At 68.8% G+C, this 10,940-nt stretch carries 18 protein-coding genes and 1 pseudogene; 8 read left to right on the forward strand and 11 right to left on the reverse strand.

What is annotated here, in order from left to right; genetic code table 11:
* Positions 1-11 precede the first annotated feature (11 nt).
* From VH499_RS24735 to VH499_RS24745, 3 genes are read right to left on the reverse strand one after another with little or no spacing between them, the layout of a single operon-like run.
* Positions 12-614, reverse strand: coding sequence for an RNA polymerase sigma factor (locus VH499_RS24735; RefSeq protein WP_332055441.1), 603 nt, complete (start codon positions 612-614; stop codon positions 12-14).
* Entirely contained in the window at positions 611-1,054 is a 444-nt protein-coding gene (locus tag VH499_RS24740) for a periplasmic heavy metal sensor (RefSeq protein ID WP_332055442.1), read from the reverse strand. The genes VH499_RS24735 and VH499_RS24740 overlap by 4 nt, the downstream gene beginning before the upstream one ends.
* A complete protein-coding gene (locus VH499_RS24745; protein WP_332055443.1) occupies positions 1,051-1,335 on the reverse strand; it encodes a hypothetical protein in 285 nt (94 codons plus the stop codon). Before VH499_RS24745 ends, VH499_RS24740 begins: the two co-directional genes overlap by 4 nt.
* A 112-nt stretch (positions 1,336-1,447) precedes the next feature.
* Here VH499_RS24745 and VH499_RS24750 point away from each other — a divergent pair, with 112 nt between their 5' ends.
* Together VH499_RS24750 and VH499_RS24755 are read left to right on the forward strand one after the other, a co-directional pair.
* Positions 1,448-2,071 (forward strand): cytochrome c, encoded by a 624-nt coding sequence (locus tag VH499_RS24750; protein WP_332055444.1) that lies wholly within the window; start codon positions 1,448-1,450, stop codon positions 2,069-2,071.
* A 150-nt stretch (positions 2,072-2,221) separates the two neighbouring features.
* Positions 2,222-3,202: an ABC transporter substrate-binding protein gene (locus VH499_RS24755; RefSeq protein ID WP_332055445.1), complete on the forward strand. Its 981-nt coding sequence runs from the start codon at positions 2,222-2,224 to the stop codon at positions 3,200-3,202.
* Here the strand turns inward: VH499_RS24755 and VH499_RS24760 are convergent.
* Positions 3,156-3,866 (reverse strand): Crp/Fnr family transcriptional regulator, encoded by a 711-nt coding sequence (locus VH499_RS24760; RefSeq protein WP_332055446.1) that lies wholly within the window; start codon positions 3,864-3,866, stop codon positions 3,156-3,158. The two genes, VH499_RS24755 and VH499_RS24760, sit on opposite strands and share 47 nt — an antisense overlap.
* A gap of 252 nt (positions 3,867-4,118) precedes the next feature.
* Here VH499_RS24760 and VH499_RS24765 point away from each other — a divergent pair, with 252 nt between their 5' ends.
* The 5 genes and pseudogenes from VH499_RS24765 (at position 4,119) to VH499_RS24785 (ending at position 7,255) form a co-directional block, all read left to right on the forward strand.
* Positions 4,119-4,496 (forward strand): hypothetical protein, encoded by a 378-nt coding sequence (locus tag VH499_RS24765; protein ID WP_332055447.1) that lies wholly within the window; start codon positions 4,119-4,121, stop codon positions 4,494-4,496.
* A gap of 76 nt (positions 4,497-4,572) precedes the next feature.
* Complete coding sequence (locus VH499_RS24770; protein WP_332055448.1) at positions 4,573-5,556, forward strand: ABC transporter substrate-binding protein; 984 nt, start codon at positions 4,573-4,575, stop codon at positions 5,554-5,556.
* Positions 5,553-6,536 carry an ABC transporter substrate-binding protein gene (locus tag VH499_RS24775; protein ID WP_332055449.1) on the forward strand — a complete coding sequence of 328 codons (984 nt, stop codon included), beginning with the start codon at positions 5,553-5,555 and terminating at the stop codon, positions 6,534-6,536. Before VH499_RS24770 ends, VH499_RS24775 begins: the two co-directional genes overlap by 4 nt.
* A gap of 131 nt (positions 6,537-6,667) precedes the next feature.
* Positions 6,668-6,796: pseudogene (locus VH499_RS24780) on the forward strand (addiction module antidote protein, HigA family); the annotation flags it as partial.
* 84 nt (positions 6,797-6,880) lie between these two features.
* Positions 6,881-7,255, forward strand: a complete 375-nt coding sequence (locus VH499_RS24785) for a hypothetical protein (RefSeq protein WP_332055450.1) — start codon at positions 6,881-6,883, stop codon at positions 7,253-7,255.
* Positions 7,256-7,267: 12 nt separating this feature from the next.
* Here the strand turns inward: VH499_RS24785 and VH499_RS24790 are convergent, their stop codons facing one another.
* The gene (locus VH499_RS24790) at positions 7,268-7,393 is read right to left on the reverse strand and encodes a hypothetical protein (protein ID WP_332055451.1); all 126 of its coding nucleotides are present in this window, start codon (positions 7,391-7,393) and stop codon (positions 7,268-7,270) included.
* Between the two features lie 223 nt (positions 7,394-7,616).
* Here VH499_RS24790 and VH499_RS24795 point away from each other — a divergent pair, with 223 nt between their 5' ends.
* Entirely contained in the window at positions 7,617-7,931 is a 315-nt protein-coding gene (locus VH499_RS24795; protein ID WP_332055452.1) for a hypothetical protein, read from the forward strand.
* A 39-nt stretch (positions 7,932-7,970) separates the two neighbouring features.
* Here the strand turns inward: VH499_RS24795 and VH499_RS24800 are convergent, their stop codons facing one another.
* From VH499_RS24800 to VH499_RS24825, 6 genes are all read right to left on the reverse strand, one after another.
* Complete coding sequence (locus tag VH499_RS24800) at positions 7,971-8,303, reverse strand: hypothetical protein (protein ID WP_332055453.1); 333 nt, start codon at positions 8,301-8,303, stop codon at positions 7,971-7,973.
* Between the two features lie 555 nt (positions 8,304-8,858).
* The gene (locus tag VH499_RS24805) at positions 8,859-9,164 is read right to left on the reverse strand and encodes a hypothetical protein (RefSeq protein WP_332055454.1); all 306 of its coding nucleotides are present in this window, start codon (positions 9,162-9,164) and stop codon (positions 8,859-8,861) included.
* Between the two features lie 90 nt (positions 9,165-9,254).
* Entirely contained in the window at positions 9,255-9,563 is a 309-nt protein-coding gene (locus VH499_RS24810) for an EthD family reductase (protein ID WP_332055455.1), read from the reverse strand.
* Positions 9,564-9,658: 95 nt separating this feature from the next.
* Positions 9,659-10,060: a hypothetical protein gene (locus VH499_RS24815; RefSeq protein WP_332055456.1), complete on the reverse strand. Its 402-nt coding sequence runs from the start codon at positions 10,058-10,060 to the stop codon at positions 9,659-9,661.
* Between the two features lie 42 nt (positions 10,061-10,102).
* Positions 10,103-10,510, reverse strand: a complete 408-nt coding sequence (locus tag VH499_RS24820; RefSeq protein ID WP_332055457.1) for a GFA family protein — start codon at positions 10,508-10,510, stop codon at positions 10,103-10,105.
* 253 nt (positions 10,511-10,763) lie between these two features.
* Complete coding sequence (locus VH499_RS24825) at positions 10,764-10,928, reverse strand: DUF2182 domain-containing protein (RefSeq protein WP_332055458.1); 165 nt, start codon at positions 10,926-10,928, stop codon at positions 10,764-10,766.
* Positions 10,929-10,940 lie beyond the last annotated feature (12 nt).

Consider the following 10,940-nt stretch of genomic DNA (forward strand, 5'->3'; position numbering starts at 1 on the left):
CCACCTCCAGATCACGATACGCGCGATCGGCGTCGATCCCTCCGGGACTGCTTCCGCAAAATGGCGACGAGCCTGCTGCGCGCGCGGGCGAGGCGCATTTCGATGGCCTTCGGTGTGGTGTTCAGCATCTGCGCCGCTTCCTTGTGCGAAAGCCCGCTCACGACGGTGAGCAGGAGCGGCTCCTTGTAGAGCGCCGGCAGTCCGGCGATCGCGCGGTCGAGGCGGCCGAGACGTTCGGTGGCCTCGGCCTCGGCTTCGTGTTCCCGATCGCGATGCGCTGTCGACCACTGATCGGCCATCTCACGCGAGAAGGTGTGCAGGAAAAGGCGCCGGACCGTCCGTCGGCGGCCGAAGTCGCGGCACTTGTTGAGCGCGATGGTGCGCAGCCAGGGCAGGAACGGCCGCGCCGGATCGTAGCGCCGCAAGCCGCGCCATGCCGCCACGAATGTCTCCTGAAGCACGTCGTAGCTGTCGTCGACCGAGCCTACGTAGCGTCGCACGAAGGCGTGCAGGCCTCCCTTGTGCCGGCGCACGAGGAGCTCGAAAGCGGCGCGGTCGCCGGCCCTGGCGCGCGTCGCAACAGCCTCGTCGCTGTCCGGGGCGTCGGCGCTCACGAAGACCCGGCGCCGAGCGCCTCCGACACCTTGGCATCGAAATCTCGCGCCTGCGCCGGCGTCAGCACCGCCCGCATTGCCAGCACGTGCTGAATTGTCTTCTCCTGCAGCGAGCTCATCGCCACATGCAACCGCGCCACCGCATCGCGGGCCCGGTCGTCATAGCTGTGGCGCTCGGTGATGGCCTCGGCCAGGTCCCGGTTGGCCGCGCGCATCCTTGCCTGCAGCTCGGTGCGCGTCGCCGCGAACTCCGCCTCGAGGGCATGGATTTGGCGGTCCTGTTCCGGCGTCAGATTGAGATCGCGATGGAGCACGGCATCGAGCTCGGTCACGTCTTCGGTCCGGCTGAGACCGTATTGCACGCCTGCCCATCCCGCGACCGCGGCCGCGATCACGGTCATCAGCATCATGGCGAGGGAAGTGCGCCACAGGCTCTTCATCGGCGCGCGCCGAACAGGAGCGTGGACGGCGCGAGCCTTTCACCCGGCATCGTGAGCGAGGGGTGCAGGGCGCCGCCAGGGTGCACGCTGTAGGCGAAACCCGCACCGGCGCTGCCGGCCACGGCGACGGCCATCACCGCGCCCTGCCATGCTGCCATGCGACGCATCGCGCGGCGGCGGGATTGCAGCATGGCCTCGCGGCGCCAGATGTCGGCTTCCAAGCGCCCGAGATCGGCCGCGCGATCGCGTTGGGCGAGTAGGCGGATGTCATCGTCGATCATAGGAACTCCTCAATTTCCGGCTTGGATACGCATCTGCACGGCAGAACCCTCCGGAGGGACCGGACGGGCCGGTGCGTATCCGGCACGGCACAAGCAATTGAAGGATCGGTTGATGGCGGCAAGGCGGATCTTTCCAAGGTGGGGACTCGGGCTGATCGTCCTGGTGGCGGTGTGTGCGGCCGGCATGTCGCTCTTCGTCCAGTCGGGCGCCTACGATGTCGCCGCGGATGCGCCGCATTCTGGCCCGCTGTTGCATCTGCTCGATGCCGTCCGTGCCCGCTCGGTCGCGGTGCGGGCGGAGGACATCGTCCGTCCGGACGATCTCGGCGATCCCAGGCGCGTCGCATCCGGGGCCGGCCTCTACAACGAGATGTGCAGCGGCTGCCATCTGGCGCCGGGCATGGAGCCCACCGAGATCAGCCAGGGACTCTATCCGCGTGCGCCCGAGCTCACCAGGCCGACCGGCCTCACGCCCGAGCAGGAATTCTGGGTCATCAAGCACGGCATCAAGATGTCGGGCATGGCGGCGTGGGGCGTGACGCACAGCGACACCCTGATCTGGAACCTGGTCGCCTTCATCGACAAACTGCCGTCGCTTTCCGCCGACGATTATCGGGCCGCGACGAAGGACTCCGGCGAGGAGCACCAGCACATGATGCACGACATGCCTCCAGGATCGTCGGAACCGCACGGTCAGGAGGAGAACCACGGCGATCATCACGAGCACCAGCACTGATTGCGGTCGCCCGTCGCGGCCCCGCCGAAGGTCCGCCGGACGCAGGCTTGGTGGCATATGCGATAGCCGCCAATGTGTCGGGGAAAAGAGACGCCCGCTTTCTTGCCGGTCGGGAAACACCGTGCCAACCTTCGCCCGCAGGGTGAGCGCATGAGGCGTCGGCATCTGATCGGGCTCATCGCGGCGTCCTGTCCGCTCGCCTCCGCCGCGCTGGCGCAGCAGGCGGCGAGCCGCCGGCCGCGCGTGGTCTGGCTCGGTGTGCTGAGCGCGGACACGATCGATCCGCGCCAGATCGAGGAATTCAGGAAAGGGCTGGCGGAGAACGGGCTGTTCGACGGCGAGACGGCCGATGTGCAGTACCTGTGGGCAGGAGGCAGCGTCGAGCGCCTGAACAGGCTCGCGGCCGAGATCGTTCACTCCGACGCCGATGTCATCGTGACGGCGGGGCCGCAGCCGGTGCGGGCGCTGCTCGCCGCCGGCGCCACGCAGCCGATCGTGATGGCGGTCGCGAGCGACGCGGTCGAGTCGGGCCTGGTGAAGAGCCTCGCGAGCCCTGACGGGCCGGTGACCGGCCTCTCGATCTCGAACACAGATCTCGAGGCCAGGCGCATCGAGTTGTTGAAGGAGCTGGTACCCTCGCTCGGGCGCGTGCTGGTGCTGCACGATCCCTCGATGGCGGCCGAGGGGCTGGAGGCGGCACGCCAGGCCGCGGCCACGCTCGGCATCGAGGCGCTGGTCGTCGAGGCGGCCGATCCCGCGGCCTTCGGCTCGATCTTCGCCGCCGCGGTGGCCGACCGCGCCGACGGCGTCTCGACCATGGCCTCGCCCTTCTTCAACTACAACCGCGAGTCGCTGATCGCGCTCGCCGCGCGCCATCGCCTGCCCTCGATGTGGGAATCCGCCGTCTATGTGCGCGACGGCGGCCTCGCCTCCTACGGCCCGAGCTTCCCGGACATGTTCCGCCGCTCGGCAGGCTACGTCGCGCGCCTCCTCAAGGGCGCCAGGCCCGCCGAGTTGCCGATCGAGCAGCCGACGGCATTCGACCTCGTGCTCAACCGCAGCACCGCCGACCGGCTCGGCCTCGTCATCCCGCCCGACCTGCTGGCCCGCGCCGCGGAGGTGGTGGAGTAGCCGGGTCGGTGCGCCGGCACTCAGGGCGCGGGTAGATGCCGCGCAGCACCTTGTCGAAGTGATCCTCGATCGCGGTGGTGCAGCCGCAGGAGATGCGCCGCAGCCTCGCCTCTTCGCAGATGACGATCGCGCCGCGCCGGGTCTCGACCACGCCGTGCTGGCGCATCTCGCCGATCACCCGCGTCACGAACGAGCGGCCGACGCCCAGCATGTCGGCGAGCTGGTCCTGGGTGATGGCGACGTCGGCCTGCCCGGTGCGCGCCATCGCCCCGAGCAGGAGCCGGGCGGTGCGCTGGCGGATGGTGTGCGTGGCGTTGCAGGCCGCGGTCTGGAACACCTGCGCGAGCAGGCAGTCGGAGTAGCGCGCGAACCAGTGGCGCAGGGCGATCGAATGCAGCTTCGCCGCCTCGAGCGCCGCGGTCTTGATGCGCACGAAGCGGCCGGGCGCGCGCACCACCGCGGTCGTGTAGGCCGGCACCTGGCCGTCGGAGACGATACCGCCGATCGCGCCCTCGCGTCCGACCAGCGCCACGTCGAGCGCCTCGCCGCCTTCGGCCTGGAGGCAGAAAGCGGCCAGCGCCGCGCCCAACGGAAACCACGTATCGACGACCTCGTCGCCGGCGCGATGGAGGATGGTGTCGGCCGCGAGATCGACTGCCGTCATCCGCCCGGCGAGGTGATCGCGATCGTCCTCGACCAGGACCGAAAGCAGACCGTTTCCGGCAAGATCGATTTTGCTGGGAATCGCGATTGCACCTCTCCTCTGCCGCCACGGCCGCGGCCAATGTCCACTTGTGGACGGACGAAACCCGCGCCGTCCGCTAGTCATGGGACGGAGACGCCCCCCGGCCAACGCAGGCAAACCGACGAGGTTGCACGCGGTGATCCGGACCACCGGAGGACTTACGGAGCGCATATGCAGCCGCTGGAGTCCATGAAGGTTCTGGTCGTGGAGGACGAGTTCCTGATCGCGATGGACCTCGAACTCATGCTGCGCAAGATGGGCGCGGCCGACGTGCGGATCGAGCTCGACATTGCAGGTGCGCTGACGGCGTTGCGCGCGAAGGACCTGCCCGACTGCGCCGTGCTCGATATCGGCTTCGGCGCGCAAAGTACCGAACCGGTCGCCGACCTCCTGCTGCACGCGCGCGTGCCCTTCATCTTCGCCACCGGCTACGGCGACACCATGCGCCTCCCCGCCCGCTTCCGCGCCGTGCCCATCGTGCGCAAGCCGCTCGGCGCCGCCGATCTCGAGGACGCCTTCATCCGCGTCTTCGCCGCCGCCCGCCGCTAGCCGCGGGCTGTGAAACGCGCTTCAATGCGGACAGCCGTCGCCCCGCCGACCTGGTCGACGGCGTCGAGGTGATCGCATGAAGCAGCCCGGCCGTCGCAGCGTTCTCGGTCTTTGCCTGACGGCGGCAGCGGGCCTTCCCGTCCGGGCGGTTGCGCAGCCGGCGAAGCTCTTGCGCATCGGGATGATCGTACCGTCGCGCAAGCAACCGGGAGTGCGCGCGTTCGAGCAGCGGCTGCGCGAACTGGGCTACGCCGAAGGCCGCAATCTTGCGATCGAGGCCGTGGAAACGGCGGGCACCGACGGCAGCCGTCTTCCTCAGGCGGCCGCGCGTCTCGCCGGCGCCGGCGTCGATGCGATCCTCGCGGCCGGGCCGGAGATCGCCCTCAAGTCGGCGATCGCCGCCACCCGGACCGTGCCGATCGTCATGGATGCGATCGACTACGACCCCCTGGCGCTGGGTTATGTGCAAAGCCTCGCGCGACCGGACGGCAACGTCACCGGCGTCTTCCTGCGGCAGATCGAGCTGACGCCCAAGCGCCTCCAGCTCCTGGCGGCAGCGGCGCCGGGCATCGCGCGCATCGTGGTCTTCTGGGACCGCATCTCGGCCGATCAATACAAGGCCACCCAGGCGGCCGGCGACGTCATGCATCTTGAGATCGAGGGTATCGAATTCGCCGACCGCCCCTATGACTACGACAAGGCCCTGGGCGGCCTCGGCGAGGATCATCGCGCAGCGCTTTTGCAGATGACCTCGCCTGCCTTCTATATCGATCGTGACCGTCTCGCCGCAGCCGCCCTGCAACATCGGCTGCCCTCGATGTTTGCGTTCCGCGAGTGGGTCGATGCGGGCGGACTGATGTCGTATGGCCCCAGCGTCACCGGCACCTATCGCCTGGCCGCAGACTATGTCGACCGGATCGCCAAGGGAGCGAGGCCGGGCGACCTGCCGATCGAGCAACCGACCAGGTTCGAGCTGGTCATCAACCACAGAACCGCGAAAGCGCTCGGCCTCGCCGTTCCGGCCGACTTGCTCGCGCGCGCCGACGAGGTGCTGGAATGAGGCGGCGCAGGTTCATTCCCGCGGTCGGCGTCGCGCTTGCGACTGTACTGCCCTATCCCGGTCGCGCGCAGAAGGCGACGGTGCCGGTGATCGGCTATCTCCGCACCGTCGAACCCACCCCCGAGACGCTGCGCGCCTTCACGGACGGTCTGGCGCAGGCGGGTTATGTCGAGGGCAAGACCGTCCGCATCGAACACCGCTTTGCCGACGGACGCTATGATCGCCTGCCGGCGCTTGCCGCCGAGCTCGTCCGCGCCAAGGTGGACGTCCTCGTGACCACAGGCGGCACGACGACGGCGCTGGCGGCGAAGACCGCGACCGGCACGATCCCGATCGTGGCGCTGATGGGCTTCGATCCGATGAGCGTCGGGCTCGCCACGAGCTTCAGCCATCCCGGCGGCAACGTCACCGGCGTCGCCCAGCTCGTGAACATCGCCGACGGCAAGCGGCTGGAATTCGTCCATGCGATCGTGCCGGCCGCCCGGACCGTGGCGTATCTGACCAATCCCGAGCTTCCGTACGCGAAAAGGCAGATCGACGATATCGCGGACAAGGCGCGCGGGCTCGGCGTCGAGCTTGCCGTCCTGAAAGCAAGCGACGAGGCCGGCCTCGACGCTGCCTTCGCCGCGATCGACCGCGATCGTATCGGCGCGCTCGTGGTGGGTGCCGACCCGTTCTTCTTCGCCGCCCGCGGCAGCCTCGTGGCCCGTTCCAACCGGCGCGCGCTGCCCACCATCTACTTCTTCCGTGAGTTCGCGGCTGCGGGCGGGCTTGCCAGTTATGGCACCGACCTGCGCGACGGCTATCGCGCGCTCGCGCCCTACGTCGCGAAGATCCTGAAGGGTGCGAAACCCGCCGACCTGCCGATCGCCCAGCAATCGGAAAGGATCGAGCTGGTGGTCAACCTCAAGACCGCCAGGGAGCTCGGAATCCCGATTCCGACCGACCTGCTCGCGCGCGCCGACGAGGTGCTGGAATAGCCGTTTCGTCGAGGGAGCGGCCTTGCCTGCGACGACAGACCAGGACTTTGCGCACGCCGCCCGGCAACCATTTCGAGAAGATGCACGGCGCGCTCGCAGGGTATCACTCGATCCGGGTCGACAGGCCGTGGCGTCTCTTCGGCAATGCGCCCGACTTCTGGCTGAACGTGCAGCGCCGCGGCGATCTCCGGGCGGCAGTGCACAGCCCCCGCGAGCGCGAGCGGATCCGGCGGGCGCGGCCCCTACGAAATGCCGCATGAGGCAAAAAGGCCGGCCGGCGCGCCGAAATGACACCCAAGAATCGGCATGACGGAGCCTCCCGGCGGGGGTAGCGTTATCGCGCCATGACCCAATGCTCCTGGTCCACGTTCGCCGCGGATTCCAAGAACCATCACCTGGTTGTCGCGCAGGTGCCGGCCGGCGTGGCCGACGACGCCGTGGCGCTGGTCGGGCGCCTGATCGAGGGCGTGGCGCCGCTCGGCGAATTCGCCGTGACGTCGCAGAAGGAAACCGGATCGACCACCGTGTTCTGCGCCTTCGCGCTCGCGACCGACGCCGAGACCATGATCGAGGCGATCGACGCGCGCGAGGACAACCTGCATCTCGGCTGGGCGAGCGAGCATCACTGCGTGATCGACAGGATGGCGGCCGAGGCGCTCGCTCCCGCGGTCCGCCTCGACTCCGACCGTCCCGTCGGGCCGCCGTCCGCCGCGCTCTGAGATCCGCCTCCGTCAGGGACGGTTGTTGCGGCCGCGATCGTGGGTCGCGTACCGGCCGTCCGCGCCCGGCACGTTCTCGCAGCCCGTCAGCTGAACGAACGCCACGAGAATGAGCGCGATGGCGGCCAGTCGTTTCATGAGGCTCCCCGTCTCCCCCGGCAGTCGTTGCGACGCGCCATCATGACCGCGCCCCCCGCGTGGCGAAAGCACGGCGGTGAAAAAGGCCGCCCCTTGCGGGACGGCCGAGTTCTTGGAGATGCGAGAGAAGTGTTCCGTCAACGAACCCGGCCGGCCGCGGTTCCCCCGGTGCGAGGCCACGGCGGGGCGTGCTAGGCTCGCCTTCCCAGCCAGGGAGGTCAGGATGAAGATCGTCCCCGTCTCGCTCAGCGTTTGTTCGCTTGTCGCGTGCCTTGCCCTCCTGCATGGCGCCGCCGCCCAGACCGGCGGCGCTCCCACCACAACGAACACGCCGACCAGCCCGTCTCCGCAGGCAGGGACCTGCAAGGACCAGGCGGCAGGCAAGAAGCTCGCCGGCGCGGCGCTCACGAGCTTCATGAACAAGTGCCAGAAGGACGCCACCGCGGCATGCGACAAGGCGGCCGCCGACAGGAAGCTCGCCGGCGCGGCCAAGACCAGCTTCACCAAGAAGTGCACGACCGACGCGATCGGCAGCTAGACCCGTCCGGAGAGCGCGCTCGTCGGGCGCGCGTGCTCCTCAGTTCTTGCGGCGATGGCGGACCGGCGTGGGCAGGCGCACCGGCCAGAAGCGGAGCGCTTCCTGGCGGCCGGCGGCGCGCAGCGCGGCGGTCTCCGGCGTGCGCGAGATCCAGTCGCGCTCGGCGGCGAAGGCGAGGCCGCGCTCGAGGACATCGGGCCCGATCTTCATGCGCCCCATCAGCACCTCGACATTGACGTTCGACTCGAGGCTGCCGGTCAGCGCTTCCAGCTCCTGGCAGAGGCGCGTCGCCACGAGGCCCGGATCGGGCGCCACCGGGCGCCGGCGGCGATAGGCCCGGGGCTTGGTCAGGCTGGGCGAAGACCACGGCATGCTCCCTTGAACCAGAGCGCCGGCCCGCCGTCGCGCGCCAAGATTGTGACCGCCGGGACCGGGTCCGGTCTCCGTCGGTCGACCCCGCGATGGGTTGGTCAAAGTCGATGGTGGCCGAGCGCGGCGATCCCCATCGTTTGCTGGCTGCGCGCGTCCCCATGCCCTCGGGCGGCGCGGGCGCATCGGCGGGCTGCACCCGCCTCTGTCGATGCGCGACCCATCGCAGACGACCGTTGCGCCGTCGAGACGGAAGGCCCGGCGACGCGGCGGCGATGGGGGCCGCGCAGCGACCGCCCCTTCTCCGGAGCGCTTCCCCCCGCGAACGCGAACAGGAATAAAAAGACCCCGCCGTTGGAACGGCGGGGCGATGTCTCTTGCGAAAGGGGAGAACTAACGATTGAAGCTACTGACACCGGCAACTTCAGCCAATCGATTGCCGGACCCGTACAATGCGCGAACCGGCGCTCGCTGACCAGTGACCAAGCGGCCACAGACGCGGGCAAAAGTGTGTCCATTGTATTGCGCTGCGGATCGCCGCGCGCCTGGCGCGCCGGCCTACTCGGCCGGCGGCCGCGTCATGGTCGCGGCGTCGAGGCGTTTCTCCCAGCGCAGCAGTTCGCCGAACAGGCCGTCGAAATCGCGCTCGAACTCGGTCTTCAGCAGCGTCCAGGAGAGGCCCTTGCCGAGCGCGGCGTCGATGCGCAGGCGGATCGCGGCCTGACGCGCCCTGAGGTCGGCGACGAAGGCCGCACGCAGGTCGGCGAACTCGCCGCGGGTCGCGAATTCGCGCGTCTTCTTGCCGATCTGCCGTTCGAGGGCGTCGAGCTTGTGCAGGAGGGCGTCACGTTCCTCGGAGGTCATGGAGGGGTCCTCGGGTGTTGGGCTTTTGTGCCGCCATTGAACCACGCCGGCCGACCCCCCATCATTGCTCTGGATTATTAACGCGCCGGCTCAGACTGCGCGGGTGTCGAAGATCAGGATGTCGACGCCGCCGGTGGCGAAATTCTGCAGGTCGGCGACCGCCGCCTTCCCCTCCGCGCTCGCCATCGCCTGCTGGATGGCGGCGACGTCGTCGTAGTGCAAGAGCGCGATCAGGTGATAGGCGGACGGGCCGGCGGGAGTCCCGACCGGCCCCTTGCTCACTTCGTACTTTCTGAGCCCCGGCGTCCGTTTCGCGAGCGGCACGTGCGTCGCGAAATAGTGCTTGTCGAAGGCCGCCGGATCCTTCGGCGTCTTGTACATCACCACGAGCTGGGCCATCGCGATCCTCCCTGAATGTTTGCGGCCATGCCGCGTGGTCGTCGACCTTCCGGCCGGCTCACTGCCGTGTCAGCACGGCATTGCCAGGCGGGGGCCTACGACGGCGTCCACAAAAACACGCACTCCCTGTCCTCGTGACGAACACGAAACTTCCTGGGACCTGTTCCGGGTTCGAAATCGAAGTACCTTGCAACACCCTTGCGGTTCGGAGCCGTGATTCGTCCAGAACCGTCCGGACGCAACGCGCCGAGGTCTAGAACGATGTTTCTCACGAACCTGCTTTCGCCGTCGAGCGAGATGCCGTGAAGCGACTGGCCTTCGACGTCGATCGTGTAGGTCGGATAGGGCGGGTCGCCGCAGTTGTAGGGGTCGCCGCTGTCCAGCGATACCGTCGCCTTCCAATGATAGTGGGCGGCCTTGCCGCCCTGCGCCGCCACGGAGGCGGCGAAACCCAGGGCCAGCGTCACACAGGCCGCACCCATCATGAGGACCTTCATCGGCTAGCTCCCCACGCTGCCCGACTGAAACCGTAGCTCGCGTCAGCCCGGCGCTCGGGCGAACTGCTGGGCGCCGGCGGTGCGCGGCGTCCACGCCTGGGCGCTGTCGCAATAGATCTCCATGTTGGGCTTGAGCCAGCTCGTGTCGTCGAGCGTGCCGGCCTTGAGGATCGAGAGGCCGGGCATGACCTCGACATCGGTGATCAGCGGCGAGCCGCACTCCGGACAGAACTTGCGGCGCACCGGCTTGCCGCTGTCGCCCCTGTCCTGGAAGGTCTTGATCGGCCCCGTCACCTTGAGCGCGGCGGCCGGAACCCCGACATTGAGCGAGAACGACGCCCCGGCCTGCTTCTGGCAGTTCTTGCAATGGCAGATCGCCGTGAACGCGGGATCGGCGTCGGCCGAGTAGCGCACCTTCCCGCACAGGCATCCGCCCGACAGATGTCGCATGGTCGCCCTCGCTTGGTTGGCGGTTGAAAGTCTAGACCTCGCCTCGCGTCTCGCCAAGGACGATCGGCAATCTCCGTGAGGTTGCAGTCGAATCGGTGGCGCCGGCGTCATGCGGGTACGTCGCCGGGGCCGGACAGCCTTTGTCGTGCTTTGTGAACCTCAAGACCGCCCGGACGCTCGGCCTCATGCTCGCCCAATCGCTGATCCGCCGCGCCGACGATCTCGTCGAGCAGGCGCGACCGCCGTCACGCAGTCACGAAGCCGCCAGCAGCCAGACACCCCACGCCACCAGCCCGGCGCCGGCGGCCCAGCCGAGCCAGTGGCCCATCGGCAGCACCTTCTCCGCGAGCACGTAGAGGGCGAGGCCGCCGATCCACCACAGGTTCATGACGCCGCCGAAGAACAGCAGCGCCATCAGGAACCAGCAGCA

The organism is Reyranella sp. (genome assembly GCF_036558665.1).
Lineage (GTDB): Bacteria > Pseudomonadota > Alphaproteobacteria > Reyranellales > Reyranellaceae > Reyranella.

What these genes read in the sequence shown, in the direction of transcription:
- VH499_RS24775 (WP_332055449.1), top strand. Translation starts at nt 5,553, where the DNA reads ATGAGGCGGCGCAGGTTCATTCCCGCGGTCGGCGTCGCGCTTGCGACT.
- VH499_RS24815 (WP_332055456.1), bottom strand. Translation starts at nt 10,060, where the DNA reads ATGAAGGTCCTCATGATGGGTGCGGCCTGTGTGACGCTGGCCCTGGGT.
- VH499_RS24790 (WP_332055451.1), bottom strand. Translation starts at nt 7,393, where the DNA reads ATGAAACGACTGGCCGCCATCGCGCTCATTCTCGTGGCGTTCGTTCAG.
- VH499_RS24740 (WP_332055442.1), bottom strand. Translation starts at nt 1,054, where the DNA reads ATGAAGAGCCTGTGGCGCACTTCCCTCGCCATGATGCTGATGACCGTG.
- VH499_RS24820 (WP_332055457.1), bottom strand. Translation starts at nt 10,510, where the DNA reads ATGCGACATCTGTCGGGCGGATGCCTGTGCGGGAAGGTGCGCTACTCG.
- VH499_RS24745 (WP_332055443.1), bottom strand. Translation starts at nt 1,335, where the DNA reads ATGATCGACGATGACATCCGCCTACTCGCCCAACGCGATCGCGCGGCC.
- VH499_RS24760 (WP_332055446.1), bottom strand. Translation starts at nt 3,866, where the DNA reads ATGACGGCAGTCGATCTCGCGGCCGACACCATCCTCCATCGCGCCGGC.
- VH499_RS24810 (WP_332055455.1), bottom strand. Translation starts at nt 9,563, where the DNA reads ATGGCCCAGCTCGTGGTGATGTACAAGACGCCGAAGGATCCGGCGGCC.
- VH499_RS24795 (WP_332055452.1), top strand. Translation starts at nt 7,617, where the DNA reads ATGAAGATCGTCCCCGTCTCGCTCAGCGTTTGTTCGCTTGTCGCGTGC.
- VH499_RS24750 (WP_332055444.1), top strand. Translation starts at nt 1,448, where the DNA reads ATGGCGGCAAGGCGGATCTTTCCAAGGTGGGGACTCGGGCTGATCGTC.
- VH499_RS24805 (WP_332055454.1), bottom strand. Translation starts at nt 9,164, where the DNA reads ATGACCTCCGAGGAACGTGACGCCCTCCTGCACAAGCTCGACGCCCTC.
- VH499_RS24765 (WP_332055447.1), top strand. Translation starts at nt 4,119, where the DNA reads ATGCAGCCGCTGGAGTCCATGAAGGTTCTGGTCGTGGAGGACGAGTTC.
- VH499_RS24785 (WP_332055450.1), top strand. Translation starts at nt 6,881, where the DNA reads ATGACCCAATGCTCCTGGTCCACGTTCGCCGCGGATTCCAAGAACCAT.
- VH499_RS24800 (WP_332055453.1), bottom strand. Translation starts at nt 8,303, where the DNA reads ATGCCGTGGTCTTCGCCCAGCCTGACCAAGCCCCGGGCCTATCGCCGC.
- VH499_RS24770 (WP_332055448.1), top strand. Translation starts at nt 4,573, where the DNA reads ATGAAGCAGCCCGGCCGTCGCAGCGTTCTCGGTCTTTGCCTGACGGCG.
- VH499_RS24755 (WP_332055445.1), top strand. Translation starts at nt 2,222, where the DNA reads ATGAGGCGTCGGCATCTGATCGGGCTCATCGCGGCGTCCTGTCCGCTC.